Below are 26,045 nucleotides of genomic sequence, written 5' to 3' on the forward strand. Positions count from 1 at the left end.
TGCAAATGTGCGGATATGCAAATGTGCAGATTGTTTGTTTAATAATTTATATTATGTCATTGCGAGCGATAGCGTGGCAATCTCGTCGCTTGCCGGCACTAATGCACTGGCTACGAGATTGCCGCGTCGCTATCGCTCCTCGCAATGACCTATTTAGTTAATTGGGTCATGCTGAGCTTGTCTTGTCATGGTGAGCTTGTCGAACCACATTACGGGCGAGCCTTTGCGCACGTCCTTCGACAAGCTCAGGATGACCCAGCAAATGTCATTTCCCCTTCAGAGGCCTCGGATTTCGTACCTCGCAATGACGCGTGGATATTATTGGGCTTTCACCTCAAAGCCTACGCTTTCCAGATCTTTCCAAAATGCCGGGTATGATTTTTCAACCACGTCGGCATCTTCAATTTCAAGTTCGGGGATCAGTATTGCCAGTGGCGCAAAGGCCATTGCCATACGATGATCGTCATAAGTGCTTACAAACATACGCTGCGGAATTTGTTTTTCACTGCAATCCAGTTTGTAAACTTGTCCTTTTTCAATCAGCTTCACCCCCATTTTAGCCAGCTCGGTTTGCAGGGCCAGGATGCGGTCGGTTTCCTTGATCTTTAAAGTTTCTAAGCCGGTGAAGCTTGCATCGTGCCCCAATGCGGCGCAAACTACAATAAGGGTTTGGGCCAGGTCCGGGCATTCCTTCAGATCAAAGATCTTACGGAAAATTGGTTTTGGCTCTTTGGTTAAGTGCACACCGCCATCTTTAAACTGCGAGGTGATGCCAAAGTTGGCCATTAGTTCGGTGATAACGCTGTCGCCTTGTAAGCTGTATGATGTTAAACCGGGTAAAAACAATTCGGCCTCATCGCTTAAAGCGGCTATGGCGTACCAGTATGATGCCGCGCTCCAATCTGGTTCAATATGTAACGATGTAGTGGCAAATTCCTGATGTGGTATAGAAATGACGTTACCCTCCCAACTGTGTTGTATATTTGCCTGCCTCAGCATAGCTAAAGTCATTTCAACATACGGGCGCGAAGTTAATTCACCTTCGATATGTAATTCCAAACCAAAAGGCAGTTGAGCAGCTATAAGTAACAAAGCGGTAATATACTGACTGCTGATGTTTCCTTTAATACTGATCTTACGAGTTTGCTGCTCAAAACTGCCTTTTAGTTTGACGGGGGGATACCCCTCTTTTTCTTCAAATTCAATATGGGCACCCAAACTACGCAACGCATCAACCAAAATACCTATTGGCCTTTGCTTCATCCTCTCACTGCCTGTTAATATTACTTCCTGATTGCCTATTGCATAATACGCCGTTAAAAAACGCATAGCCGTACCGGCAGGGCCGATGTTGATCAGCCTCACCCCAGCCCTCTCCAAAGGAGAGGGAGTTATATCGGCCATTGCTAACTGCTTACTGTTAACTGCCGACTTTCTCAAGATCCCTGCCAGCGTTACCGTATCTGCAGCATCAGAAATATTTTCAACCTTTACCTTACTATTGCTTATCGCTTCAATAACCAGTGCGCGGTTGCATTCACTTTTTGAACCAGTGAGCTGTACCGTACCGTTTACTGTTTTGCTTTTTTTAGTAAGAATGATGTTATGCTTCATTAATATAAATTTATGCCTGTCCGCAGGCCCTCTCCAAAGAAAAGGGGCTGGGGAAAGACTTTTTTAGAACCCTCTCCTTTGGAGAGGGCAGGGTGAGGCTAAACGTGTGTAAGTTTCTCAGCCGCTTGTCCTGCTTCGCTTTTGTTCATTATCTCGGTTTGTTTACGGATAGATTCGCTGTGCATTAGCTCCAGTAATTTCTCGGTAAACTCGGTACTTAATTTTAAAGCTTTTGCGTAGCTGGTACGTTTGTGCAAGATCTCGTCCCAACGGTTAACCTGTAAAATGGTAATGTTATTATCCTTTTTGTAGTTGCCAATTTTCTCTACAATTTTCATACGCTCGGCCATTTTTTGAATCACCAGGTCGTCAATTTTATCTATCTGGCTACGTAATTCGGCCAGTTTATCGTTCACTTCCACATTGCGGACTTCTGGTTTACGTAAAGCTAAGTGGTCAATAATATCAGCCAACGCAGCAGGTGTAACCTGTTGTGCAGCATCAGTCCAGGCCACGCTTGGGTCAATGTGCGATTCTATCATTAAGCCCTGCATATCCAAATCCAAAGCTTTCTGAGAGATGTAACCAATCAGGTCGCGGTTACCGGTAATGTGGCTTGGGTCGTTGATGATAGGCAAGTGCGGGGCAAGGGTTTTTAAGCCGATAGCCAGATCCCACATTGGTTCGTTACGGAAAGCTGATTTTTCGTATGATGAAAAGCCACGGTGAATAGCCGCCAGCTTAGTGATACCCGCGTTGTTGATACGCTCTAAAGCACCAACCCACAAAGAAAGATCAGGGTTAACCGGGTTTTTAACCATCACAGGTACATCAACACCACGCAGGGCATCAGCAATTTCCTGTACAGTAAAAGGGTTAACGGTTGAACGTGCACCTACCCAAAGGATATCTACACCAGCGTTTAAAGCTTCTTCTACGTGTTTAGCGGTAGCTACTTCAACCGCTATAGGCAAGCCGGTTTCTTCTTTAGCGCGTTTTAACCACTCTAAACCAATGCTGCCAATACCTTCAAATTCGCCCGGGCGGGTACGTGGTTTCCAGATACCGGCACGCAGTGCGCTTACCTTACCTGTTTTAGCTAATAAATGTGCGGTTGCTACTAACTGGTCTTCGGTCTCGGCGCTGCAAGGGCCGGCAATTACCAGGGGTTGTTTGCCTGCTTGATTAATCCACGAATTAAGCGGCTGTATGTCTAAATTAAGTTTCATATCGTTGTTGTTGGTCCGAAAGCCCGAAAATCGGTAAGTCCGGAAGATTATTATTTATGTTATTGTTATCTTTTGATTATTAATTACTGCTGTTTTCGGACTTACCGACTTTCGGGATATATCCGACTGTACTTATTCGTTTAACTTTTTCACTGTTATATATCTTCTTGTTTTTTCTGGTATTAGCTGTGGTTTAGGTGCCGAGTCTTCCTGGTATCGCTCATATTCGCCCAGGATATTAAAGTTGTGCGTGTATTTCAATATCTGCCTGATGGCCGAATCGTATTGTTTATGCTCATCCCATTCAACATCTACATAAAAATTGTATTCGTTGCGCTTGCCCAGTACCGGCATGCTTTGAATTTTGCTCATGTTCACATTTTCATTTGCAAAAATATTAAGCACTTTAGCTAACGACCCTACTTCGTTGCTCACCTGGAAGCATAATGAGGCTTTGTTGGTAACTGTTTTCTTACGTGCATTTTCATGATTGGTAAGGATTAAAAACCGGGTAAAGTTTAGTTTGTTAGATTCTATCCTGCGTTCTAAAACATCCAGGCCATATAACTGCGCGGCTAAAGTGTTGGCAATGGCGACGGTATCGGTCAGCTGTTCATCGCGGATGCGTTTGGCACATGCAGCGGTATCATTGCTTTCAATGATCTTTAAATTAGGGTACTCGTCAAAAAAATCAACACACTGGCGAATAGCAATGGGGTGAGAGGTTACATATTTAACATCATCAAACCGCACACCGGGCAAAGCCATCAGGTGTAGTTGAATAGGTACGTAAACCTCGCCCACAACCGGGAAACTGTAGCTCATCATCAGCGAGTAGTTGGGCAGGATGCTGCCGGCAATGCTGTTTTCAATGGCCATTACCACATAATCGGCCTGCTTGTTTTGCAAGGCATCAAATGTTTGCTTAAATGAGTTGCACTCAATGGTCTCAATATCTTCGCCGAAGTATTTGAACGCGGCTTCTTCATGGAAGGAAGCGCGTATCCCCTGTATGGCAACTCTTGGTTTCTCGGTTTTCATAATTTGTATAAAGCAAAAAATCCCGGCTTTTAGGGCCGGGACTTTTCAGTTTTTTGTATGTTTTGTTAGTACATATCAGTCCCGGCTCTTACTGTTAAAGTAGAAGTAGTAACCATAAAAATATGCACGTGTTGTAATCATTTTGTTGTTGATGCTGTAAATGTACAAGTAAAAATCATTTTGTCAATAGATAATTTTATTTTTTGTTAATTTTTTAGGTCGAAACAAATTTTATTTGGTAAAAATGGCATTCCACAGATAATGATGCTAATATAAGCTGCATAATACACGGGCAGGCAAATTATATTTATTACTATTCGCTTATTTAGCCAACACTCCCTTGATCTTTCCGCTTAAAAAAACATCAATATCATCCTGCGAGGCTATACTCGCAAACCTTAATATTCCTTCCTTATCTATTATAAAGTGCGATGGGTAGCCGGATACATTGTATTTCTGTGCTATTAGCTTTGCATCGGTAACGGTTTGGTAGCTGAATTTCTTACGCTTGAAAAAACTTTTAACGGTCGATTTTTCTGAATTGGCGAATGATAAGAACACCACATCCGGGTTGCTTTTGTATTCGTCGGTTAGTTTATTAAGCAGCGGCATTTCTTCTTCGCAGGGCAGGCAGCCAACAAACCAAAAGTTAACTACTATTACTTTTCCTTTCAATGTTTTTAAATCTACCTGTTTCCCGGCTATTGTTTTGGCATTAAATTCAGGGGCGGGACTGCCAACCATATTTTGAACAAGATTTAATTTTTGCTGATATTCTGAAGCTGCATCTTGTGCGTTACCATAAAAAGGCAACAAAAATATAAAGGAAAGGAACAGGAATGCTTTGTGGATGTTTTTCATGCCGCAATATATAAATTGATTGTAAATATTAAACGTGTTTATACTAATATGGGTTTAAGTCATGACAAACTTAAGGATGTCATGCTGAGCCTGTCTTGTCATGGTGAGCTTGTCGAACCACATTGCGGGGTGGGCCTTTTCGCACCTCCTTCGACAAGTTCAGGATGACCCCGGTAAATGTCATTCCCTCTTCAGAATCCGCCGAATCTTATTCCTCAGTATTACAAAATTGTAAGAGTGATACTACTTTTTTGTAGGTGTATATTTCCAAAAGTCATCCAACTGACCGGGGTTTCCGGTGCCAATGTACCCTATACCATCAATGGCAAAGCTTGCCACATCATAACGCGCGGCGCCGTTAAAAATGGTGATCTTTGACCAGCTATCCATAAGGGTATTGTATTTATACCAATCGTCTAAATTTTCGGTAATAGTAGTTCCAAAGCCAACGTAACCATCAGTCCCAATAACAAATTGCCCGCTAAATACGCGGCCTTTACCTGTGTAATCTGCCTTTTTAGTCCATTTATCAGTAGCAGGGGCATACTCCCAAAAATCCTTTTCAATTGTATTTGGGGCAGCTCCGCCTAAGCCCGCATAACCTTTTCCGTTAATTGAAAATGCAGCTACGCCAAAACTACCGCTGCCCGGGTAATCGGCAACACGGGTCCACTTATCAGCAGTAACATCATACTTATAAAAATCCTTGTAATTTTTATCGTAACTATCATTAGTGCCCAGGCCCATATAGCCTGTACCGTTTGCTTCAAAAGCGATAACATTTTCACGTGCCCCGCCTGCAAAGTCGGCTTTGCGGGTCCACTTATCGGTTGCCGGGTCATATTCGTAAAAATCATTGTTTTGAGGCACGCTATTGCCCGGTATAAACACCCGCTGACCAAAGCCTGTACCTACATAAGCTTTATTATTGATGCTAAAACCACGAATATATTCGGCGGCCTGCCCGGGATAATCTGCTTTTCTTGTCCACTTATCAGTAGCAGGGTCGTACTCCCAAAAATCATTCAATAACAGCAAATTAAAACCGCTCCCGGCATTGCCCCCTAATATGTATCCCTTGCTGCCAATGGTAAAACCAAATGCGCGCACGCGGCCTATACCCGTGAAAGTCCCTAATTGTTTCCATAAACCCGGTAAAGCATTTGCGGTGTTAGGAACAAACGGTTCTTTTTTGCAGGATAACATGCACAGTGCCAGCAACAGCAGCAGGCCAGATCTTTTTAACAGCATATTGGTTTATAAGCGAAGAATACATAAATATATAATTTAATTACTACTTAAACCAACAGAAGGTTGCCTGGTTACCCGTTTAGCACCTCTTGGAACAGATCAACATACTGGCCTACCTGGTACCCATCCATTAACCCATGATGTACGGTGATAGATACAGGCATTGACTTTTTGCCATCGGTATCGGTTACTTTACCAAAAGATATTTTGGGGATACTATCCTTAAATGAAAAGCTTCGCGCATGGGTTAGGCCGGTAAAATTTATCCAGGGCATAGCCGAGTAGTGGATCACATTCTCGCCGGAGTTAGATGGGAATAGCCCCGTTGTAGCCTGTACCCTGTCAATCTCTTTTTTAGCGCCTTCAATAAACGCTGCAAGTTGAGGCTGATAATCGATATATGAAAAGCCAAAAGTACCGTTGGGGCGGTTAATGGTTGCCGAGGCATGCACATCATCATAAACAAAAACTTCATCGCCAATAATGCGGTACCTGAAAGCTTCGCTTTGGTTAGCCGCGGTTAATGAGCAATGCAAATAATATAAAAAGAATGATACACCCAGCTCTTTTGCCTTTTTGTAAGCGATTGTACAATCAACGTTTACTGTGGCACTCCAAAAGGGTTCTTCGAACTGGTTAAAAAAATTGAAATGATCTTTACGAGGCCAGTTAGCCAGGTCTATTTTAGTTTTCATGCTATAAAAATTCCAGTATCTCTTTTATGCTTTCAACATTTTTAAAGCGTTCGTTATCAATGCTATGCTCAATCTGCTCATGTGCCCAGGTAATATGGTAAGGTACATGTACACCATAACCGCCAATGTTAAGCACCGGCACAATGTCACTCTTTAGGGAATTGCCAACCATCAGCAATTCATCCGGCTGTATATCTAAATGTTTAATCAGTTTTTTATAGTTGGCATCATCTTTTTCGCTCATTATCTCAATATGATGAAAATAATGGTTCAGTCCCGATTTTTTGAGTTTGCGTTCCTGATCAAGTAAATCGCCTTTGGTGGCAACCACTAAACGATATTTATTTTTAAGTGATTGCAGTACGTCCTCCACCCCATCCAGCAGTTCAATAGGCTGATTAAGCATTTGCTTGCCTAAATCCATTATTTGCGCTACAACTTCAATACTTAAAGTGTTTTGAGTGATTTTCATGGCGGCCTCTATCATGGAAAGAATAAAGCCTTTTATGCCATAACCGTAAAGCCCCAGGTTGTGAATCTCTATTTTTAGCAGTTCGCGTTCTAACTCGTGCTGTGAAGCATATTCGGCCAGCAGGCTGCAAAACTGCTCTTCCGTTTGCCTGAAGTAGGGCTCATTCACCCAAAGGGTATCATCAGCATCAAACGCAATTACTTTAATGTTCATGAGGTAAAGATATATGCTTAATACAAATAAAATTCATTAATATAATAACCCTCTATTCTTCTTCGGTAATCGCAGTTATGTTTTCTGGAAGTCCAAAAACTGACCACCGATCTTGATATATTGAAAGCTTCTTAATTTTATTGTAATCAAGATATGTTCGTTTGTTTCCTAATTTTATCGTATCCAAAAACAATTCTAAAACTTCAGAACCTGTAAGTACAAAAAATTCAGGCTTTGTTGAGGGATTATTAACATGAAGGTTTATTAATACAACATATAAATCAGCAGAAACTTTTGTTTTGTCAATATTCCAACATATGGACTTTGTAGTTTGGATACCCTTTACTTGAATTTTAAACACATCTTTTCCCTTTTGGATAAGTAAATCAATTGCTTTTGTGTTTCCAAAAGTTAATGTAACATTATACCCAAGACGCGACAATTCGCCTGCAACATAATACTCACTTGCTATTCCTGTTTGTGATTTTTCTAATTTCATTAGGGTATATAATTAATTGCTAACATAACCAAACCAATTCAAATATCACTTAAAAACCCTATTTTTGCACCCTTAATAAAATACCCTTTACAATATGAGTATTGCACTATCCGAACAGGAAATTATACGTCGCGAATCGTTACAGCAGCTGCGGGCTTTAGGCATTAACCCTTACCCTGCCGAAGCTTATGAGGTAACCGCATGGGCACAAGATATTACAAACAACTTTGAAGCTAACCCCGATAACTATAAACAGGTTACCATTGCAGGCCGTATCATGATGCGCCGCATTATGGGTAATGCTTCGTTTTTTGAATTGCAGGATAGTACAGGCCGTGTACAGGTTTACATAAAACGCGATGATATTTGCCCCGGCGACGATAAAACGCTTTACAATACCGTATTTAAAAAATTATTGGATATTGGTGATTATGTAGGTGTTAAAGGCTATGTGTTTACTACCCAAACCGGTGAAATATCGGTACATACACAAGAATTAGATATCCTGTCGAAATCATTAAAACCCCTGCCGGTTGTACGCCGCGATGATGAAGGTAATATATACGATGCCTTTACCGACCCCGAAATGCGTTACCGCCAGCGTTACGTTGATCTAACCGTTAACCCGGGATTTAAAAATATATTCATTAACCGCTCAAAAGTGATCAGCGCTATGCGCGGGTACTTTAATACCAAAGGCTGGATGGAAGTGGAAACCCCTATCCTGCAGCCTGTACATGGTGGTGCGGCAGCGCGCCCGTTTGTAACGCACCATAACACGCTGGATATGCAGTTGTTTTTACGTATTGCCAATGAGCTTTACCTGAAACGTTTAATTGTAGCCGGTTTTGATGGCGTTTACGAGTTTGGTAAAATGTTCCGTAACGAGGGTATGGACCGCACCCACAACCCGGAATTTACCGCTATGGAAATATATGTAGCCTATAAAGACTATATATGGATGATGGGTATGGTTGAGGAATGTTTAGAAACTGTTGCCAAAGCGGTGCATGGCATCCCTGTGGTACAGGTTGGCCAGCATGAGATAAACTTTGCAGGCCCGTACGAAAAGCTATCGATGTATGATTCTATCCTGAAATATACAGGTATAAATGTATCTGCTATGGACGAAGCCGGCTTGCGCCAGGTTTGTGCCGATTTAGCTATTGAGGTTGACCCAAGCATGGGTAAAGGCAAATTGATAGACGAGATTTTTAGCGCTAAGGTTGAAGCTAACCTGATACAGCCAACTTACATTACCGATTACCCTATTGAGATGACGCCGCTTGCTAAAAAGCACCGCACAAAAGAGGGCTTGGTTGAGCGTTTTGAGCTGTTTGTAAATGGCAAGGAAATAGCCAATGCTTATTCTGAACTGAACGACCCGATAGACCAGCGTGAACGCCTTGAAGAGCAGTTGGTACTGGCAGGCCGTGGTGATGATGAGGCGATGGCAATGGATGACGACTTTTTACGTGCCCTGGAGTACGGTATGCCGCCAACATCAGGCCTGGGTATAGGTATTGACAGGCTGGTAATGCTAATGACCAACCAGAGCACCATACAGGAAGTATTATTTTTCCCGCAGATGCGCCCGGAGAAAAAAGCTAAAGTTGCTACAGCGGATGACTTTATTAATATTGGCGTACCTGCAGAATGGGTACCTGTATTAAATAAAATGGGCTTCAACACGGTTGAAGAACTAAAGGCCGGCAATCCAAATAAGGTATTTAATGACCTTGGCGGGATGCGCAAAAAATTAAAGCTTGATATAACTATGCCGGTTAAGGAAGTTGTTATGGCATGGTTTGAGTAATGATAGCTATATATAGTATATAACAATAAAGGCCCTGATACAGGGCCTTTATTGTTTACTCGAATTTCTTAGCTACGGTTAGTCCGGGCCAATCATCTGTCCTGAAAGGGTTAGCCGGTAAGCCATGTGAGTTAAAAAGATTAGCATCAACCGGGGCATCTGTCCACGCGTATCTAACTGCTACCGGGTTTGCTACCTTATCGCTCCATACTTTAACTTTGTTACCGGTAATTGCAGCTTGTGCATAATAGAATTTATGATCGGCCCCGGCCAGCTCAAATCCTTTAACATTACCGTTTTGGCCTTTTGCTGTTAAACCATCATCTGCATGGGTAAAGCTTACCATGGCATAACCGCTTGCAAAGGCCGAAGAGGCAAGCTGCGGGCTTTCATAAAAGCCGGGCAAATGATAAACCCGATTAAAAGCTACGCCAGCCAATCTATAACCTACATTGGCTTTATCTTTTGGATGCACGTTCAATGGGTCGCCTATATCAGTTGTTACCGCTATGCCGGTATTGGGCAGTTTAAGGGTCATATTCTGCGCTTCGCGAAGCTCGGCCCATTTACTGCCTGCATTGCTATTTTGCGACCCGCCAAGTGATGATACCTGTACTATTAAAAACGGGAATTGCTGTTGCCATTTATTTCGCCAGTCATTTATAAGTAGTGGTAAAGCAGTGCGGTATTGATACGCCCTATCTACATTTGCTTCTCCCTGGTACCAGATAACACCCGCAACCGCGTAAGGTATTAGCGGGCGTACCATTGCATTATAAAGATCAAAAGCGGTATTGTTGGGCAAAAAATCAAAATGATAAGGCTTGCTCAGGTCAGGCATTACACGCCATTTATAATCGGCCAACTTAATAGTAGTGTCTGCAAAACTAATATTGAGGTCATTTGCCGGGGCGCTAAACCCAATGTTAAACCACAAAGTACTTCTCTGATCTAAAAAATTTATGACCATGCTATTAGCGCCGCTCTTCCAGGTCCCGGCGGGCAGGCTAAATTTATTATCAGTAGGCTTGCCAATATTGGCAGGTGTTTTTCCATTAATGTAAACGGTAATATTAGCATTAGTTGGGCCCAAGTTTAAGATCGAACTTTTTAACGAGGTTGAACTATCCAGGTTAATGGTACGCTGCATAAACCCTTCGCCGCGGTATGAGTAGAGTTTCCCCATCCAGTCCCATGATCCCGGCGCATTGCCCGGCTGCCAGTTATCAAAGAAATTTGCCGGCTTTGTTGCCAGTTCTTGAATTGTATAATTTACCACGGGCTTGTCATGATAAGCATATGCTTTCAGGCGTTTGTCGGCCCGATCATTTAACTCCTTTTCATTGCGCGGCAATGTTGGCACAACCGCTTTAAACTCCGGGGAAGCTTCCATAGCATCCTGGCTTATCCAGTCTTCAGCCTCTGTTCCGCCCCAGCTACTGTTAATTATACCAACGGTAACATGTAAATTCTGCGCCAACTGTTTCGCGTAAAAATAGCCCACAGCCGTAAAGTTGTCTATTGTATTAGGTGCCGCAACTGTCCACTCTCCCCCTGCAAGGTCTTTTACCGGGGTAAGGCTAACTTTATGCGGAACCAGGAACTGGCGCACGGCAACTTTCCCGGCATCGCTTTGCTCTTCTTTATAGCCTGAGGCATTCTTTAGCTGGAATTCCATATTTGACTGCCCCGAACAGATCCACACCTCGCCAAGCATAACATCTGTATAAGTAACAGATTCGCTTCCTGATGATATTTTCATGGTGTAGGGGCCGCCCTCTTTCATTGGCGCAAGAGTGGCTTTCCAGTTACCCTGCACATCTGCTATAGCTGTTTTTACGCTGTTGTTGATGTTTATGGTGATCTTAGCCCCCTTACCGGCCTTGCCCCATACGGGGATATCATGGTTTCTTTGTAAAACCATGTGATCGTTAAATAATTTTGAAGTGGATAGTTGGGCGTAACCTGTATGTGTAAACAAACAAACCGAAAGAATGACAAATAATACTTTCATAACTAAATAATTTCAGGAAACAATGTATTTATTGCATGGCCGGTAAATATAGATAATTTACCGTTTCGAGGTAAATTTTGTTAGTAATGTAATTGACAGCACCCGTACAAGGTGTTTTAATTACAATTCCTTAACAAAATCATAAAGAGAATAAAACCTTCGTTTAATAAGTGATGTTTATTTTTATATCGAACACCCTATAAATGAATACCATGACAAATTCTATATTGGAAATAACCGAAAACGAATATCTGATCAAACTTAGCAGGCGTAATTTCAACCTGTCGTTTATCCGCAGCCTGTTAAAGATCGTGGAGGTTTCAGAACCTACTAAGACTGATTATGACCAGCCGGACGATGATCTGCAGGATGAACCGTTAATTCCAAACAGGCGCATATCACCAGCTCAGGACCATTCTTCAGAGCCTGATTACTACAGCAACCTCGACGAGAAATAATAGCTTTTATTCTTTCTTTTATATTAGAATCTTTGCTGGCGGAACCCGCCACGCACCACCTGCTGCTTATCCATTTGTGCCATCTGGCCCTTCATCATCTTTATCTGGTCGGCAAGTAATTTGTTTTTGTCGTCTTTAGCGGCTTCTTTCAAATACATCTCCGCTTCGCGCTTATTACGTTTTGCCATTGATATACCTGCCAGGCTTAATTTAGCTAATGCTAAATTGTGCGACATGGTTAAACCCAGTGTAAGGGCTTTCTTGAAGTATTTTTCTGATTTTAACGGCGCCTTGCGCGATTCTATTAAACCTATCAGCAGGTTATAGTAGCCGTGCTGATTTTTATATAATTGTTTTTCGTAATCGGTGATTTTTAATAACCAGGCCTCTGCTTTTTCGGGGTTCTCTTTACGCAGGTAAAACTGCGCGATCAGCATGTTTTCGTTAAAAAAGAAGGTTAGCAGCACTAAACCGCCAATTAAAAACAACGGCACTCCCCATCCCCAGAAACCAAATGCACAAAGTGTAACACCGGCTCCCATTATAACACAAGCAATAATTAACCTAACTATATTTGACATAATTTGTAATAGTATAAAACGAACTGCAAATATCGTTATTTGTAATCTAAATAAAACATCAGTATTAATATTTATGGCAGGAGAATTAGAACCCGGATGGAACGCCGCTATAGGCGAAGAATTGAACAAGCCTTACATGGCCGGACTGAAAAGTTTTTTAGTACAGGAAAAAGAAGCCGGCGCCGTTATTTATCCAAAAAACAAAGAAATTTTTAACGCTTTTAATATAACGCCTTTTGACAAAGTAAAAGTTGTTATTATTGGGCAGGACCCCTACCACGGGCCAAACCAGGCGCATGGCCTCTCCTTTTCGGTACGTGATGGTATTGCCGTACCGCCATCCCTCAAAAACATTTACAAAGAACTGACTACCGATATCCCCGGATTTAAAACCCCGCAAACCGGCGACCTGACCAAATGGGCGGAACAAGGCGTATTATTACTGAACGCAACTTTAACCGTACGTGCTGCAACCGCCGGGTCGCATCAAAAAAAAGGCTGGGAAAAATTTACCGATGCGGCCATCAAAAAACTCTCTGACGAGAAGACCGGGCTTGTATTTATCTTGTGGGGAGCTTACGCGCAGTCAAAAAATGTTTTGATCAATCCTAATAATAACCACCTCATCATCAAATCAACTCACCCATCACCATTGGCGGTGAGCCATGGCGGGTTCTTCGGATCGAAACCATTTTCAAAAACGAACGAGTTCTTAAAAAAGCAAGGCAAGGAAGAGATAGACTGGCAGATAGTATAGATGTGCAGATTTCAGATGTGCAAATATGCAAATGAGAATAAATAACGCATATACGTTAAACTAAAAATGTGCAGATGACGCTTTTTGGAGCTCATCTGCACATCTGAAATCTGCATATCTGCACATCTGCACATCTATTCTTTAATACTCCAGCGGTATGATCGGTTCTTTTTTACTGGTGCTCATGATCATCATCGTTTGGAAAGTTTTTACAACAGTAATGCGGCTTATTTTTTCCATTATCAGTTGCTCGTATGATTTAATATCGCGCACGTACACTTTTAACAGAAAATCGCACTGACCGGTAACGTGATGGCACTCGGTAACTTCCTTAATGCTTTGTATCTCATCCAAAAAAGTTTGAATGGTATTCTTTTGATGAAAATCAAGCGAGATCTGGATAAAGGTTTTTATCCCCAAACCCAATTTCTCTTCATCAACCAAAGCATGATAGCTTTTAATATATTCGGCATTTTCCAGCTTACGCACACGCTCTAATGTAGGTGCAGGCGATAAGCCAATTTCATTTGAGAGCTGCAAATTGGTTATGCGCCCGTTCTCTTGTAAAATCTTAAGTATTTGTAAATCTATTTTATCTAATTCAGCTGCCATGGTACCTGCAAATATATATTATTCTTCATCACACAAAATAAAATTCCATATAAATCTCTTTTAACAAAACAAATTTCTAATTAATTATTATTTTTAGACAAGTCTAAAAAAATTATTAGATTTGTTTAAATGTACACTTTAACCGAAGAAAACTACTTAAAGGCCATTTACAAGCTGTCAATACAGACGGGAAAGGTGAGCACCAATCAAATTGCGGCGTCGCTGGCAACCAAGGCATCGTCTGTTACAGACATGCTGCGGAAACTCGCCGATAAGCTTTTGATCAATTATACCCGCTACCAGGGGGTTAGTTTAACCCAAACCGGCGAGAAAGTAGCGGTGAACATCATTCGCAGGCACCGGCTTTGGGAATTTTTTTTGGTAGAAAAACTAAATTTTAAATGGGATGAGGTGCATGATATGGCCGAAGAGATGGAACACATATCATCTACCGAGTTAATTGACCGGCTGGATGAGTTTATGGGCTTCCCCACCCGCGACCCGCACGGCGACCCCATACCAGATTGCAATGGCAACTTTAAAATAATTGATCTTAAACCAATTTCGGCCATTGCTGTTCATTCCGGAGGTATAATTTCAGGCGTTAGGGATCACTCATCGGCATTTTTACAATACCTGGAGAAACACCAGCTTACCATTGGCAAAAAAATAATGGTAAAAGAAATTATTAGTTACGATAACACAGTAGTACTGCAAATGGATAATAAAGATTTACATATAAGCCGCGATGTGGCCAATAACCTGTTAATAGCTTTATGACACAAAAACACGATAACCACTCGTTAGGCAATGTTCACAATTCTGTTATAACCAACAACAAAACCGGCTGGCGCAGGCTGCTTTCTTTTTTAGGGCCGGCTTATTTGGTAAGTGTTGGCTACATGGACCCGGGTAACTGGGCAACAGACCTTGCTGCAGGCAGCCAGTTTGGATACAGGCTAATATGGGTTTTGCTGCTATCAAACATGATTGCCCTGCTCTTGCAAAACCTGGCCGTAAGGTTAGGCATTGTACGCGGGCTTGACCTGGCGCAGGCCTCAAAACGTTCTTACCCCCGTTTTATTAATTTTTGCTTATATATACTGGCACAAATAGCCATTATAGCCTGCGACCTGGCAGAGATAATTGGTATGGCAATTGGCTTGAACCTGCTATTTGGTTTACCTTTAATATGGGGGGTTTCTATCACCATGTTTGATACCTTGTTGCTGCTGTTCCTGCTAAATAAGGGCATGCGCAAGCTGGAAGGTTTTATTATTTCCCTGATATTTATTATAGGCATGGCATTTTTGGCCCAGATGTTTATAGTTAAGCCCGATGTTATGGATATTGCCACGGGCTTTATCCCAACCAAACTAACCAATCAATCATTATATATAGCCATTGGCATTATTGGCGCAACGGTAATGCCACATAACCTGTATTTGCATTCGTCGCTGGTGCAAACACGTCAGATAGAGCGTTCTGAAGAGGGGATAAAAACAGCTATCCGCTTTAACTTTTGGGATACTACCATTGCTTTAAACCTTGCCTTTTTGGTAAATGCCGCCATTTTAATATTAGCTGCCAGCGCGTTTTTTGGTCGGGGATATCACGAGGTTGCCGAGATACAGGATGCGCATAAATTGCTCACCGATATTTTCGGAAAACTGGCACCGGCATTATTTGCCATCGCTTTGATAGCCGCCGGGCAAAGTTCAACCGTTACAGGTACACTGGCCGGGCAAATTATTATGGAAGGGCACCTTAACTTACGTATTGCACCGTGGTTAAGGCGTATACTAACACGGATACTGGCTATCGTCCCTGCATTTTTTACTATTTTGTATGCCGGTGAAGAAGCGTTAGGTAAATTATTGATATTAAGCCAGGTAATATTAAGCTTGCAATTGGGTTTTGCTATTATCCCGCTGATACATTTTACATCAGATAAAAAAAGAATGGGTAATTTTGCTACCAAACTTCCACTAAAAATACTTGCCTGGGTATTTGCTGTATTAATTGTAGGGTTGAATGTAAGACTGGTGATACAAGAAATTGATAGCTGGGCAGCAGCAAGCCCCGGGGCTGCAAATTTGGTCCATTATGTGATATCGCCCATTGCTGTTGGGGTTGGTTTGCTGTTGGTTTACACTTTTTTAAGGCCTTTGCTTTACAAGCATACAGATCAGCGGGTATATGTGCCGCACGGTATTGCAAACGCGTTAGATAACCTGGAAGCAGTGCATTACAACAACATTGGCATAACTATTGACTTTTCAAAAAACGACCAGGATTGCATAAGGCATGCGCTGATGCAGGGTGGTAAAAGGGCGCATTATACATTAATACATGTGGTTGAAACGGCTGGCGCGCGCTATTATGGCAAACAGGTTATGGATAATGAAACACAAAGCGATGTTGACAACCTTGATAAGTACGTATCTACCTTAACAAATCTGGGCTATAAAGCCGAAGCTAAAATTGGTTATGGTGGCCCCGCAACTTCAATAGCCGAGATCATAAATCAATCAAAAATTGATTTTGTGGTGATGGGCTCGCACGGGCACCAAACTATTAAAGACCTCATATTTGGCACCACTGTTAATTCGGTAAGGCATAAGGTAAACGTACCCGTATTGGTAGTTAAACCGCTAAAAAATTAATTGCATATTTGCACAAAGGAAGCGCAGGATGGATCAGAACTTATATATCAAGAATAAAAAGGCATACTTTGAGTACCATATACTGGATAAATACACAGCCGGGATAAAACTATTGGGTACCGAGATCAAATCTATCCGTGATGGCAAGGCAAACATAAATGATGCTTTTTGCACTTTTATTGATAACCAGCTTTATGTGCGTAACCTGCATATCGCTGAATATTCTTTCGGCTCGTTTTACAACCACGAAGCCAAGCGTGACCGTGTGCTGTTGCTCAACAAAAAAGAGCTCAAAAAACTATCTACCCGCGGCGAAGAAAAGGGTTTAACCATTGTCCCCCTTGCCCTATTTATTAGCGAGCGTGGCTTTGCCAAGCTTGAAATAGGCCTGGCCCAGGGTAAAAAGACCTTCGATAAACGCGAAACTATGAAAGAGCGTGATACCAAGCTTGAAATGGACAGGGCGATGAAAAGATAGTCAGCAGTATGCAGATAACAGTGTGCAGTCTTTATCTACCTGCTAACTTAAAACTGCAAACTTTATTTACCTCCTACTGCTAACTTAAACCTGCAAACTGCTCTACCAGGCCCTATCACCTACCAGTGGTACAAACCTGAAGGTATCCAGTTCGTGTCTTTCATAATCGTGTTCACCGGTTTTTAATACAGTAACCATTTTCTGGGATTGCTCATCGCCTACCGGGATAACCAGTATGCCGCCAATATTGAGTTGTTTTAGCAATGTTTCGGGAACGGTTGGCGCGCCTGCGGTTACAATTATCTTATCGTAAGGGGCGTGTTCGGCTTTGCCTATTGAGCCATCGCCTAAAAAGAATTGCGGTTTATAGCCCATATAGGGCAGTACTTGTATGGTACGTTCATAAAGTGTTTCCTGGCGTTCAATGGTTACCACATTGGCACCCAGCTCCATTAAAACACAGGTTTGATAACCACAGCCCGTACCTATTTCCAATACTTTATCGCCTTTGTTAATATGCAGCAGTTCGGTTTGGTAAGCTACTGTATATGGTTGTGATATAGTTTGCCCGGCCCCTATCGGGAATGCAATATCTTTGTAAGCCTGGTTCCAGAAGGTTTCATCAAAAAAGAAATGACGCGGAATTTTGCCAATTGCTTTTAAAACCCGTTCATCTTCAATCCCTTTTTTCCTTAAAACTTCAACCAGCCTTTTTCTTGCTCCCTGTTCCCGGTAATTATCAATAAATTTGTACGCCATTACAAGGCAAAGTTATATAAAATGACGGTTTTTAAGGCCCTTTACAGGTAGCCAGTTATTAACAAATTATTTATTTAACACTACTGTAATAATAACGCCCTGCATTACGTACGGGTAATTACACATTCACATATATATGAAAATACTAAAAGCATCAGCTTTAATTTTAACGCTATCAGCTATCGGTTTTTACGCTTGCAAAAAAGAAAGTACAAATTCAACAACATCAACTGCTGTGATACGCAATACCGGGGCGGTTGCGGCTGATGGATGTGGCTATTTATTAATAGATAAATCCAGAAACAGCTCTTACAGCCCGGTTAATCTTACCGATGAGTACAAAGTTGCCGATTCAGTAAAGGTATTGGTTACCTACACCGTACTTAACTCTACTTTCCATTGCGGTACAATAACCGGATATGGTTACCAGGAAGCTAAGATCACCAGTATCAGTAAAATTAATTAATACGGATCAACATCAGGCTGCACTATACCGCCCTTGCTTAATTTGGTAGTTTGAAACTGGGTTATCACATCCCTTATGATCGCTTTTGCCTTTACAATAGATATGGTATCCCTTTCAAACTTAAGCATGATAGATTTTATGTAATAATTGCGGATACGGTTAATTAGCGGCTGCTCAGGGCCTATCACCCTATCGCCAAAATGCTTGCGCAGTTCATTGGCAAGGTATTCTGCCTGGTTATACAGTATCTCGGGGTTCTTGTGTTTTATATCCAGGTTAATGATGCGATAGTAAGGTGGGTACTTAAAACTTTTGCGCTCTTCCATTTCGGTAAAGTACAGGTCGGCATAATCATTTGCAATCACCTGTCTAATTACACGGTGACCGGGGTCATAGGTTTGAATAACTACCTTACCCTGCTTGCCCCTGCGCCCTGCCCTGCCGCTTACCTGTGCCAGCATCTGGTAACTGCGTTCGTTAGCACGATAATCAGGATACTTTAACAAACTATCGGCATTAATAATACCTATTACGGTAACATCGGCAAAATCAAGGCCCTTTGCTACCATTTGGGTGCCTACAAGTATGTCAATCTTCTTTTCTTCGAGATTGTTCAAAATGGTTTGCAATGAATTACGCGACCGGGTGGTATCCAGGTCCATACGGGCTAAACGCACATCGGGCATAATAACTGATAGCTCATCCTCCACCTTCTCGGTACCAAAACCTTTATACTCTAAATGGGTAGACCCACATGCCGGGCACACCGATGGGGTATCCTCTTTATAGCCGCAGTAATGGCAATGCAATTTACCGCTATGTTTATGATAGGTAAGGCTAACATCGCAATTAATACATTTTGGTGTATAGGCACATACCCTGCACATGAGCACCGGTGCATAACCGCGCCGGTTCTGGAACAATATTACCTGTTCTTTATTAGCCAGCGCCTGCTCCATATCAAGCATCAGCACACTGGTAAAGTGCGATTGCATGGTTTTCTTTTTAGTTTCTTCGGCAATGCTTACCACCTCAACCAGGGGTAATTGTACACCACCATAGCGCTCATTTAGTTCAACCAAACCAAATTTATGGTTACGCGCGTTAAAGTAAGTTTCAAAGCCCGGCGTAGCCGACCCAAGCAATACCTTTCCCTTATGCATATTGGCCAGGTAAATGGCTGCATCACGGGCATTATACCGCGGGGCCGGGTCATATTGCTTATAGGAAGTTTCGTGTTCCTCGTCAACAATAATAAGCCCAAGATCATTAAACGGCAAAAACACCGATGAACGGGCGCCCAGCACAACATGGTATTCGTTATTTAAAACTTTTTGCCAAACCTCAACCCGCTCGTTATCATTAAAGCGGGAATGGTATACGCCAATATTGGCGCCAAAGTAAACCCTTAGCCGTTCAATAATATGCGTGGTTAATGCAATTTCGGGCAGCAGGTAAAGTACCTGTTTGCCGGTACTCATCATTTCTTCTATCAGCCTTATGTAGATCTGTGTTTTGCCTGACGAGGTTACCCCATGCAGCAACACCACATCTTTTTCTTTAAGCTGATCCTGTACTTCTTCAAGTGCTGCCTGCTGGGCATCGCTCAATACAAAATTGGCTATCTCATCATCCTCATCGTACCCCAGCCTGCTGATGGTTCTTTCCTCGGCAATAAAAACCTCTTTCTCAATAAGCGATTTAATGCTGGAATCGCCCGAACCGCTTTCTTCAATCAATTCATTTTTGGTAACCGCTTTTTGCTGTCGCGATAATTTGATGTAGGCCAGCACGGCATCCGCCTGTTTAGGGGCGCGCTTTTCCAGAATAATAAAAAGCTCTTTTAAGCTTTCCTGGTTATGGTATTCGGGGTTTAAGGTTAAATAGGTACGCCGGCGGGGTTTGTAACGTTCGCTAACCTCCTCAGATATATTGATGATATTTTTCTCGAACAGCGCCTTCAGGATCGGCATAACCGTTTTTTGGCCCAACAGCTTTACAATATCGCTAACCGTTAATTCGGGCTGTATATCAAGCGCTTCGGTTATTAAAAACTCTTTGTCGTTTAGCTGTGCGCGGTCATATTCATAATCGCGGTTCAGCATTACTTTGGTTTCGCTGGCCAGCTTTAGTGCCGATGGTAAAGCGGCGTTCATTACTTCGCCTTCGTTACACATATAGTACTCGGCCAGCCAATGCCAAAATTTTAACTGCCGGTCCGTTACTATAGGTTTATCGTCTAAAATTTCAATAAGATACTTGGCCTCGTACTTCTCCGGGGCATGCTCCGTAATTACCGATACAATAGCCGTATACAGTTTACTTTTCCCAAACTGCACCACCACCCTTTTACCAACTGCAATGGCATTGTTCATTTCAAAAGGCACACGGTAAGTGTAGTTCCGGCTGATAGCCAAAGGCAATATCACTTCAACAAAAAGTGTTTTACGATGCGCCTGTAAACCTTCGGAAAATTCTAACATCAGCTTATTTGTTTCTGATAGCGGCAAAAGCAAGCGTTACCCAGCCTATTATAAACAGCAGGCCGCCAATGGGTGTTATAGGCCCCAAAGCCGTCAAACCCGGCATACCTAACAAATCCCGGCAGGAGAGCAGGTAAAGCGAACCCGAAAAGAATATTATCCCAAAAGTGAACAGGTAATAGGTGCTTACGATCAGCTTATTTTTAAAACTTGCAAGGGTAGATAGGAACAGCAATGCAAATACATGATAAAACTGATACTGTACAGCAGTTTGCCAAACTTCTAACTGTTTGGGCGGTAACGAGGCGCGTAAAGCATGCGCCCCAAAAGCACCTGCAATAACTGCCAGCGCCCCAAAAAGCGATGCGGTGATAATAATTTGTTTGTTCATCCGGTTATAAAAGGCTAAGTTAACCAAATGAAAGTATTACTTTATTGTGGTACAGTAAAATTCTAACTTGCGCCTGTAAAGCAATGAAAAGAATTATAGTAATCACATTAATTTTAATTGCCGCCACCGCATACATTACCGTTAAGTATTTTGAAAACTTAAATACATCTGGTATGCATGCGGGTAATATAACGCGCACTATTCCTGACAATGCCGCGCTGGTGTTTGAGTTTGCCAATGAGAAAAGCTTTTACGATATATTTACTAACAACACACTCATAGGCAGCCTGATAGGCGAACAAAAGCTAAGCGACCTGGATACCGTAAGGAAAGTATTGTTCAATAATTTAATGCTCGACCAGCTTTTTAACGGCAGTAATATTTTTGTATCAGTACACCCATTGCACACCGATGATGCTGAACTGTTGCTTACCGCTGCCGCATCAAAAGATTTTGATATTACCCAGTTTGATCGTTTAGCCAAGCTGCAAAAAACCGGCTTTGTTATCACTCCCCTAAAAATTGGCGAAAAAAAAGGCTACACTATTTACTTTACGTCTTTAAAAAAGCGCTTTTACATTATTAATAAGGTAGAAAATATATTTTCGGCAAGTTTTTCAAAGGAGTTGTTATACCAAAGCGCCGCTTACAAAAGTGATAAAGATAAGCAGGCATTCCTGCTGTTGCCCGATCAGCAAAACTCCAATTCGCTGGCTAACCTGTATGTTAATTACGAACAGCTTAACCCGTTGTTTAATCAGTTATTTAAAAACAGCACCTCAGACCTGTTCAAGAGCTTTAGATTGCTGCCTGCTTTGGCGGCTTTAAACCTCAACTATAAAACCGATGCCTTAATGTTTAACGGCTTTACCAATGTTATTCATAACAAGCCCGCAAGCTACCTGAATTTGTTTACTGCCCAACAGCCTGTTGTTAATGAGCTGAAAGGAATATTCCCCTCTACAACGGCATATGCTATGAACATGGCGGTATCTGACCCTAAAAAGTTTACGGCCGATTTATCAGAGTTCCACAACAAGGCGGGTTTAAAGGCTGAAAAAGACCAGTTATTTCAAAAAATAAAAGCAGAGACCGGTATAAATTTAAACACAGAGTTTAATAACCTGCTAAGCAGCGAGTTTGCGGTTATTACTACCCGGTATCAAGAAAAAATGGCAATTATTATGGTTAAGGATGGCTCAAAGTTAAGGCCATTTATGATCAATATAAGCGGGATGATAACTGATGATACCGGCCAGTTCAATTACAACAAGCTGCCGTTTTTTTTGCTGGGCGATGCTTTTAACAGTTTCAGGAGGCCGTATTTCAGAATAATAGATAACTATCTGATATTGGCCAACACCTCAAAGGAATTGGAAAGTTACAACGATACTTATTTTAACCGCAAATTTTTAAACAAAACCGATCAGTATCTACGCTTTGATAATTTAGTGGCCGAACGCAGTAATGTGGCTTTCTTTATCAATTTTAAAAACGCGCAGCCTATTCTAAAGGCCGAATTAAAAAGCGATTATTATGATGCTTACAAAAACAACGCGCTATCCTGGAAAAATTATTATGCGGCATCTTACCAATTTACGGCAGCTGATAAAAACTTTTATACCAACTTTTGCATGCTTCAAAACGCACCTGATTCGGCCGGTGTTAAAAAAATAGTTGAAAAACTGCAATAAAATTAGAACTCTATTAACTTAAATACGTTATAGAGGGTAATAATTGACAAATGAATACAGATCATACTTTAGTCACTATTTTTTATTTAATTTATAAAACGGATATTTATAGCAATACCGGGGAGCTTATATGAGAATATTTTTATTAGCTATTTGTTTAATATTATCCGCTTCAAAAGTTTTTAGTCAGCAATTTTCACATTATAACACCGGTACGGTGTATGAGTCATTTGAAAACCCGGCTGTACAAACTTTCATACCAGACTCCAGCAGGCGGCTGGCCTTTAATTTTTTTATACCTAACCTCACCAGTAATCTTTATTTAACGGGCAACTCTCAGTCATCGTTAAAAAACAGGGCTTTTAATGGTACGTATGACGCCGCACGGTTAAAAATAGGCGAAGGTGCATTTAATAGGGTAGCCGGCAATGCCAATATATATTTAATTATGTTTAAGGCATATACCAACTTATCGTCAAACGGAGAGATAGGTTTTTCTGTACAAACACGCGGCGAATCAAGAGGAAAGTTCAGTGACGAATCTGTCGCGATTTTTGATGGGCCAAATGCTTTTGATAACGATCACTATGATGATATATTTAATAACAATATTTATTTTCAAAGCTATCACCAGGTAAGTTTCTCTTATAGTGAAAAGATCAATAGAAAGTTTGCGCTGGGCGTTAAGTTAAGCGCATTACTGGGGATACAGTATCAAAAGCTAACCATCAATCAATCAAGTATTGATTTTGACAGGACAAATGATCAGGCGGTTTTAGGTTTAGGCGGTAAGTATCATTTAAATTACACACCCGGTGGGTTCGGTGCTCATGATTTATTACCTACGCTTCGTAATCCGGGCGCTTCAATAAGCATTGGTACAACTTTACGTACAAGAGACAACTTTATTTTGCAGGGTAATATTAAAGATGTGGGTTTTATACACTGGAGTAGCCGTTCAAGCATTTACACTTTTAATACTCAGGATATAATAACGGACATTTCAAGCAAGAGCAGGGAAGATAATATTGCTGGCAGTACACGCAGAATTATCCATACCGGAGGCCAGCTTGGTTCATTTGTTACACCTACCAATGGTAAAATTGAATTAAGTGCCAACAAAAGTTTCTGGCTTGATTATGATAAGAAATTCAGGTATTCGCCAACAATAATAGCATCAAAAGAATTGTTTTATAATGGTTTAGCCGGTGCAATGGTTAACCCCGTATCATACAAAAACCTTACGGTAAGTGTAACTTCTTCTTATGATCAATATAAAATATTTAGCATGGGCGGGCAGTTTATGATAAAATCGCCCAATGCCGAGTTTTTTATAGGTAGCGAAAAGTTACTGCAAACCGGAAGTTTAATAATGGCCAACTTTGGGAGTGATACCCAAATAAACAAAAACGCGGCATATTCGGGCGCTGATTTTTTCATTGGATTTTCATTAAAGTTCGGCTCGTTGATCGAGCATCCTATGAACGCCAGCTACATACCCATGGGGGACGACAACAAGGGCTTTTTTGAGAGCCTTTGGAACCGGATATTTAAACGTGGGAATAATTAACTTCCCGCTTTTTTACCAGCTATAAAATCTTTAAGGTAATAGGGTTCAAAATAAGCTACATCAACAAACTCTTTTTTCTCAAATTTATCGGTAGCAATATTTGTTAAATGGACTGCCGAGTTTACAAAATCAGGTAAAAAGTGCGCATGCGGGTTATTGCCTAAAGCTTCGCGGCATTTATCGGCGCCATCACCAAAAAAAAGAATGTTATGTTGGGCAAGCAAACCGGCAAAGCTGTTTTCATCAATAATTTCGGCAGCTGTGGGTTTAATTTCTTGTTGGGCTTTATTAAATATAGCAGTATACACTTCCATCCGGCGCGCATCAATCATGGGGCATAAAAGCACATCGTCTCCAATCGGGTTACCGGCAACCGCTCCCATAGCCATAGCTGCCAAAGTCTCAACCGCTATAAGTGGTTTATCGAGCGCAAAACACAAACCTTTGGCAGTTGATACGCCAATACGCAAGCCCGTATATGAGCCGGGGCCGCAACTCACCGCAACAGCATCCAGGTTGGCATAAGTTATATTGCATTTAGCTATCAGTTCATCAATATAAACAGTTATCACTTCGGCATGAATGTTACGGGCATTAATTTCTTTAAACGCCAGTACCTGCCTGTTATGTGCCAGCGCAACCGAGCAAGATGTTGTAGCAGTTTCTATTTGTAAAATGTAGCTCATTGTTTAAGTCAAAATTAAAAAGTCAAAATTGAAAATTACCAGTCGCCTCCGATTTAAAGGAGTTTTGACTTAAAACTTTTGAATTTTGACTTACTATGGTACCGGGTCGTGCCCGTGCCCACCCCATGGGTTGCAGCTGGCAATCCGTTTTATAGTTAACCATCCACCTTTAAAAGCACCGTGTTTTTTTATAGCCTCAACCCCATACTGTGAACATGTAGGTGTATAACGGCATGATGCGCCCGTTAACGGCGATATTAAATACTGATATATCTTTATCAGCACGATAAATAATCCGCCTATCAGGGTCTTGAATATATCCCACACAAATTTCATTTAATAACCTCTCCTCCAAGCTGTATTAAAAGCTTCAGCATTTTTTTTTCAAAAACATCATAAGGGAGTATCTCTTTGCCAATATAACCAACAGATAGCACGATCTTTTTATCGGCATCAATTAACGTGTTGTATAAATAGCTTTGTTTTTGCAGGCGATAGGCTTCGCGCATGCGGCGTTTTATTAAATTACGGTCAACAGCGCGCTTAAAACGCTTTTTTGATGCCGAAAATAATATTTGCACAGGGAATTGCTGCGCAGCGTTAGTATGCTGCCAGGATGCCCTGAAGGGATAACACAAAAAAGAAGAGCCGTTATGAAAAAGCCCGTCAATAAGCTTTTTATTACATAACCGTTCTTCTTTTTTAAAAGTATACATAGTTGTTAGTGCTGAACCGAAAA

The 26,045-nt window shown here is 41.5% G+C and carries 26 protein-coding genes; 9 read left to right on the forward strand and 17 right to left on the reverse strand.

Features of this window, described 5'->3' with window-relative positions; genetic code table 11:
- Positions 1-318: 318 nt before the first annotated feature.
- The 8 genes from aroA to WC743_RS15830 form a co-directional block, all read right to left on the reverse strand.
- On the reverse strand, positions 319-1,614 hold the full coding sequence (gene aroA / locus WC743_RS15795) for a 3-phosphoshikimate 1-carboxyvinyltransferase (protein ID WP_373013341.1): 1,296 nt from the start codon (positions 1,612-1,614) through the stop codon (positions 319-321).
- Between the two features lie 98 nt (positions 1,615-1,712).
- Positions 1,713-2,843: a chorismate mutase gene (locus WC743_RS15800; protein ID WP_373013343.1), complete on the reverse strand. Its 1,131-nt coding sequence runs from the start codon at positions 2,841-2,843 to the stop codon at positions 1,713-1,715.
- Positions 2,844-2,975: 132 nt separating this feature from the next.
- Positions 2,976-3,884, reverse strand: a complete 909-nt coding sequence (locus WC743_RS15805; RefSeq protein ID WP_373013345.1) for a prephenate dehydratase — start codon at positions 3,882-3,884, stop codon at positions 2,976-2,978.
- A 321-nt stretch (positions 3,885-4,205) separates the two neighbouring features.
- Positions 4,206-4,745, reverse strand: a complete 540-nt coding sequence (locus WC743_RS15810; protein WP_373013346.1) for a TlpA family protein disulfide reductase — start codon at positions 4,743-4,745, stop codon at positions 4,206-4,208.
- A 243-nt stretch (positions 4,746-4,988) separates the two neighbouring features.
- Positions 4,989-5,996, reverse strand: coding sequence for a Kelch repeat-containing protein (locus WC743_RS15815; protein WP_373013348.1), 1,008 nt, complete (start codon positions 5,994-5,996; stop codon positions 4,989-4,991).
- 71 nt (positions 5,997-6,067) lie between these two features.
- Positions 6,068-6,691, reverse strand: a complete 624-nt coding sequence (locus WC743_RS15820) for a CatA-like O-acetyltransferase (protein WP_373013350.1) — start codon at positions 6,689-6,691, stop codon at positions 6,068-6,070.
- A 1-nt stretch (position 6,692) separates the two neighbouring features.
- Complete coding sequence (locus tag WC743_RS15825; RefSeq protein ID WP_373013351.1) at positions 6,693-7,376, reverse strand: HAD family hydrolase; 684 nt, start codon at positions 7,374-7,376, stop codon at positions 6,693-6,695.
- A gap of 52 nt (positions 7,377-7,428) precedes the next feature.
- The gene (locus WC743_RS15830; RefSeq protein WP_373013353.1) at positions 7,429-7,875 is read right to left on the reverse strand and encodes a group I intron-associated PD-(D/E)XK endonuclease; all 447 of its coding nucleotides are present in this window, start codon (positions 7,873-7,875) and stop codon (positions 7,429-7,431) included.
- A 94-nt stretch (positions 7,876-7,969) separates the two neighbouring features.
- On the opposite strand from WC743_RS15830, the gene lysS reads away from it, so the two are divergent.
- Positions 7,970-9,691 carry a lysine--tRNA ligase gene (gene lysS / locus WC743_RS15835; protein WP_373013354.1) on the forward strand — a complete coding sequence of 574 codons (1,722 nt, stop codon included), beginning with the start codon at positions 7,970-7,972 and terminating at the stop codon, positions 9,689-9,691.
- Positions 9,692-9,746: 55 nt separating this feature from the next.
- Here the strand turns inward: lysS and WC743_RS15840 are convergent, their stop codons facing one another.
- A complete protein-coding gene (locus tag WC743_RS15840; protein WP_373013356.1) occupies positions 9,747-11,705 on the reverse strand; it encodes a sialate O-acetylesterase in 1,959 nt (652 codons plus the stop codon).
- Positions 11,706-11,917: 212 nt separating this feature from the next.
- Here WC743_RS15840 and WC743_RS15845 point away from each other — a divergent pair, with 212 nt between their 5' ends.
- Positions 11,918-12,163 (forward strand): hypothetical protein, encoded by a 246-nt coding sequence (locus tag WC743_RS15845; RefSeq protein ID WP_373013358.1) that lies wholly within the window; start codon positions 11,918-11,920, stop codon positions 12,161-12,163.
- Between the two features lie 23 nt (positions 12,164-12,186).
- Here WC743_RS15845 and WC743_RS15850 read toward each other — a convergent pair whose 3' ends face one another.
- Positions 12,187-12,744 carry a DUF2892 domain-containing protein gene (locus tag WC743_RS15850; RefSeq protein WP_373013360.1) on the reverse strand — a complete coding sequence of 186 codons (558 nt, stop codon included), beginning with the start codon at positions 12,742-12,744 and terminating at the stop codon, positions 12,187-12,189.
- 73 nt (positions 12,745-12,817) lie between these two features.
- On the opposite strand from WC743_RS15850, the gene ung reads away from it, so the two are divergent.
- Positions 12,818-13,501, forward strand: a complete 684-nt coding sequence (gene ung, locus WC743_RS15855; RefSeq protein ID WP_373013362.1) for a uracil-DNA glycosylase — start codon at positions 12,818-12,820, stop codon at positions 13,499-13,501.
- A gap of 141 nt (positions 13,502-13,642) precedes the next feature.
- On the opposite strand, the gene WC743_RS15860 is transcribed toward ung, so the two are convergent.
- Positions 13,643-14,113, reverse strand: a complete 471-nt coding sequence (locus WC743_RS15860) for an Lrp/AsnC family transcriptional regulator (RefSeq protein ID WP_373013364.1) — start codon at positions 14,111-14,113, stop codon at positions 13,643-13,645.
- A 129-nt stretch (positions 14,114-14,242) separates the two neighbouring features.
- Here WC743_RS15860 and WC743_RS15865 point away from each other — a divergent pair, with 129 nt between their 5' ends.
- Genes WC743_RS15865 through smpB form a run of 3 tightly spaced genes read left to right on the forward strand, consistent with a single transcriptional unit; the run spans position 14,243 to position 17,257 of the window.
- Positions 14,243-14,893: a metal-dependent transcriptional regulator gene (locus tag WC743_RS15865; protein WP_373013365.1), complete on the forward strand. Its 651-nt coding sequence runs from the start codon at positions 14,243-14,245 to the stop codon at positions 14,891-14,893.
- Positions 14,890-16,779, forward strand: coding sequence for an Nramp family divalent metal transporter (locus WC743_RS15870; RefSeq protein ID WP_373013366.1), 1,890 nt, complete (start codon positions 14,890-14,892; stop codon positions 16,777-16,779). The genes WC743_RS15865 and WC743_RS15870 overlap by 4 nt, the downstream gene beginning before the upstream one ends.
- A 28-nt stretch (positions 16,780-16,807) precedes the next feature.
- On the forward strand, positions 16,808-17,257 hold the full coding sequence (smpB, locus tag WC743_RS15875; RefSeq protein WP_373013368.1) for an SsrA-binding protein SmpB: 450 nt from the start codon (positions 16,808-16,810) through the stop codon (positions 17,255-17,257).
- A gap of 102 nt (positions 17,258-17,359) precedes the next feature.
- On the opposite strand, the gene WC743_RS15880 is transcribed toward smpB, so the two are convergent.
- Positions 17,360-18,016, reverse strand: a complete 657-nt coding sequence (locus WC743_RS15880; RefSeq protein ID WP_373013370.1) for a protein-L-isoaspartate(D-aspartate) O-methyltransferase — start codon at positions 18,014-18,016, stop codon at positions 17,360-17,362.
- Between the two features lie 136 nt (positions 18,017-18,152).
- Here WC743_RS15880 and WC743_RS15885 point away from each other — a divergent pair, with 136 nt between their 5' ends.
- Positions 18,153-18,482: a hypothetical protein gene (locus WC743_RS15885; protein WP_373013372.1), complete on the forward strand. Its 330-nt coding sequence runs from the start codon at positions 18,153-18,155 to the stop codon at positions 18,480-18,482.
- Here WC743_RS15885 and priA read toward each other — a convergent pair.
- Together priA and WC743_RS15895 are read right to left on the reverse strand one after the other, a co-directional pair.
- On the reverse strand, positions 18,479-20,965 hold the full coding sequence (gene priA / locus WC743_RS15890; RefSeq protein WP_373013373.1) for a primosomal protein N': 2,487 nt from the start codon (positions 20,963-20,965) through the stop codon (positions 18,479-18,481). The genes WC743_RS15885 and priA overlap by 4 nt on opposite strands.
- Before the next feature lie 4 nt (positions 20,966-20,969).
- The gene (locus tag WC743_RS15895) at positions 20,970-21,356 is read right to left on the reverse strand and encodes a DUF423 domain-containing protein (RefSeq protein WP_373013375.1); all 387 of its coding nucleotides are present in this window, start codon (positions 21,354-21,356) and stop codon (positions 20,970-20,972) included.
- A gap of 83 nt (positions 21,357-21,439) precedes the next feature.
- On the opposite strand from WC743_RS15895, the gene WC743_RS15900 reads away from it, so the two are divergent.
- Both WC743_RS15900 and WC743_RS15905 read left to right on the forward strand, forming a co-directional pair.
- Positions 21,440-23,050: a hypothetical protein gene (locus tag WC743_RS15900; RefSeq protein ID WP_373013377.1), complete on the forward strand. Its 1,611-nt coding sequence runs from the start codon at positions 21,440-21,442 to the stop codon at positions 23,048-23,050.
- Positions 23,051-23,180: 130 nt separating this feature from the next.
- Positions 23,181-24,620: a DUF5723 family protein gene (locus WC743_RS15905; RefSeq protein WP_373013379.1), complete on the forward strand. Its 1,440-nt coding sequence runs from the start codon at positions 23,181-23,183 to the stop codon at positions 24,618-24,620.
- Here WC743_RS15905 and tsaB read toward each other — a convergent pair.
- From tsaB to WC743_RS15920, 3 genes are all read right to left on the reverse strand, one after another.
- The gene (tsaB, locus tag WC743_RS15910) at positions 24,617-25,306 is read right to left on the reverse strand and encodes a tRNA (adenosine(37)-N6)-threonylcarbamoyltransferase complex dimerization subunit type 1 TsaB (RefSeq protein WP_373013381.1); all 690 of its coding nucleotides are present in this window, start codon (positions 25,304-25,306) and stop codon (positions 24,617-24,619) included. The two genes, WC743_RS15905 and tsaB, sit on opposite strands and share 4 nt — an antisense overlap.
- A gap of 93 nt (positions 25,307-25,399) precedes the next feature.
- A complete protein-coding gene (gene yidD, locus WC743_RS15915; RefSeq protein WP_373013383.1) occupies positions 25,400-25,642 on the reverse strand; it encodes a membrane protein insertion efficiency factor YidD in 243 nt (80 codons plus the stop codon).
- Positions 25,639-26,022 carry a ribonuclease P protein component gene (locus WC743_RS15920; protein WP_373013384.1) on the reverse strand — a complete coding sequence of 128 codons (384 nt, stop codon included), beginning with the start codon at positions 26,020-26,022 and terminating at the stop codon, positions 25,639-25,641. Before WC743_RS15920 ends, yidD begins: the two co-directional genes overlap by 4 nt.
- Between the last annotated feature and the right edge of the window lie 23 nt (positions 26,023-26,045).

The sequence above is a fragment of the Mucilaginibacter sp. genome, assembly GCF_041660805.1.
GTDB lineage: Bacteria > Bacteroidota > Bacteroidia > Sphingobacteriales > Sphingobacteriaceae > Mucilaginibacter.

Coding starts and splice junctions, on each gene's coding strand:
- aroA (WP_373013341.1), bottom strand. CDS start 1,614: ATGAAGCATAACATCATTCTTACTAAAAAAAGCAAAACAGTAAACGGT.
- WC743_RS15800 (WP_373013343.1), bottom strand. CDS start 2,843: ATGAAACTTAATTTAGACATACAGCCGCTTAATTCGTGGATTAATCAA.
- WC743_RS15805 (WP_373013345.1), bottom strand. CDS start 3,884: ATGAAAACCGAGAAACCAAGAGTTGCCATACAGGGGATACGCGCTTCC.
- WC743_RS15810 (WP_373013346.1), bottom strand. CDS start 4,745: ATGAAAAACATCCACAAAGCATTCCTGTTCCTTTCCTTTATATTTTTG.
- WC743_RS15815 (WP_373013348.1), bottom strand. CDS start 5,996: ATGCTGTTAAAAAGATCTGGCCTGCTGCTGTTGCTGGCACTGTGCATG.
- WC743_RS15820 (WP_373013350.1), bottom strand. CDS start 6,691: ATGAAAACTAAAATAGACCTGGCTAACTGGCCTCGTAAAGATCATTTC.
- WC743_RS15825 (WP_373013351.1), bottom strand. CDS start 7,376: ATGAACATTAAAGTAATTGCGTTTGATGCTGATGATACCCTTTGGGTG.
- WC743_RS15830 (WP_373013353.1), bottom strand. CDS start 7,875: ATGAAATTAGAAAAATCACAAACAGGAATAGCAAGTGAGTATTATGTT.
- lysS (WP_373013354.1), top strand. CDS start 7,970: ATGAGTATTGCACTATCCGAACAGGAAATTATACGTCGCGAATCGTTA.
- WC743_RS15840 (WP_373013356.1), bottom strand. CDS start 11,705: ATGAAAGTATTATTTGTCATTCTTTCGGTTTGTTTGTTTACACATACA.
- WC743_RS15845 (WP_373013358.1), top strand. CDS start 11,918: ATGACAAATTCTATATTGGAAATAACCGAAAACGAATATCTGATCAAA.
- WC743_RS15850 (WP_373013360.1), bottom strand. CDS start 12,744: ATGTCAAATATAGTTAGGTTAATTATTGCTTGTGTTATAATGGGAGCC.
- ung (WP_373013362.1), top strand. CDS start 12,818: ATGGCAGGAGAATTAGAACCCGGATGGAACGCCGCTATAGGCGAAGAA.
- WC743_RS15860 (WP_373013364.1), bottom strand. CDS start 14,113: ATGGCAGCTGAATTAGATAAAATAGATTTACAAATACTTAAGATTTTA.
- WC743_RS15865 (WP_373013365.1), top strand. CDS start 14,243: ATGTACACTTTAACCGAAGAAAACTACTTAAAGGCCATTTACAAGCTG.
- WC743_RS15870 (WP_373013366.1), top strand. CDS start 14,890: ATGACACAAAAACACGATAACCACTCGTTAGGCAATGTTCACAATTCT.
- smpB (WP_373013368.1), top strand. CDS start 16,808: ATGGATCAGAACTTATATATCAAGAATAAAAAGGCATACTTTGAGTAC.
- WC743_RS15880 (WP_373013370.1), bottom strand. CDS start 18,016: ATGGCGTACAAATTTATTGATAATTACCGGGAACAGGGAGCAAGAAAA.
- WC743_RS15885 (WP_373013372.1), top strand. CDS start 18,153: ATGAAAATACTAAAAGCATCAGCTTTAATTTTAACGCTATCAGCTATC.
- priA (WP_373013373.1), bottom strand. CDS start 20,965: ATGTTAGAATTTTCCGAAGGTTTACAGGCGCATCGTAAAACACTTTTT.
- WC743_RS15895 (WP_373013375.1), bottom strand. CDS start 21,356: ATGAACAAACAAATTATTATCACCGCATCGCTTTTTGGGGCGCTGGCA.
- WC743_RS15900 (WP_373013377.1), top strand. CDS start 21,440: ATGAAAAGAATTATAGTAATCACATTAATTTTAATTGCCGCCACCGCA.
- WC743_RS15905 (WP_373013379.1), top strand. CDS start 23,181: ATGAGAATATTTTTATTAGCTATTTGTTTAATATTATCCGCTTCAAAA.
- tsaB (WP_373013381.1), bottom strand. CDS start 25,306: ATGAGCTACATTTTACAAATAGAAACTGCTACAACATCTTGCTCGGTT.
- yidD (WP_373013383.1), bottom strand. CDS start 25,642: ATGAAATTTGTGTGGGATATATTCAAGACCCTGATAGGCGGATTATTT.
- WC743_RS15920 (WP_373013384.1), bottom strand. CDS start 26,022: ATGTATACTTTTAAAAAAGAAGAACGGTTATGTAATAAAAAGCTTATT.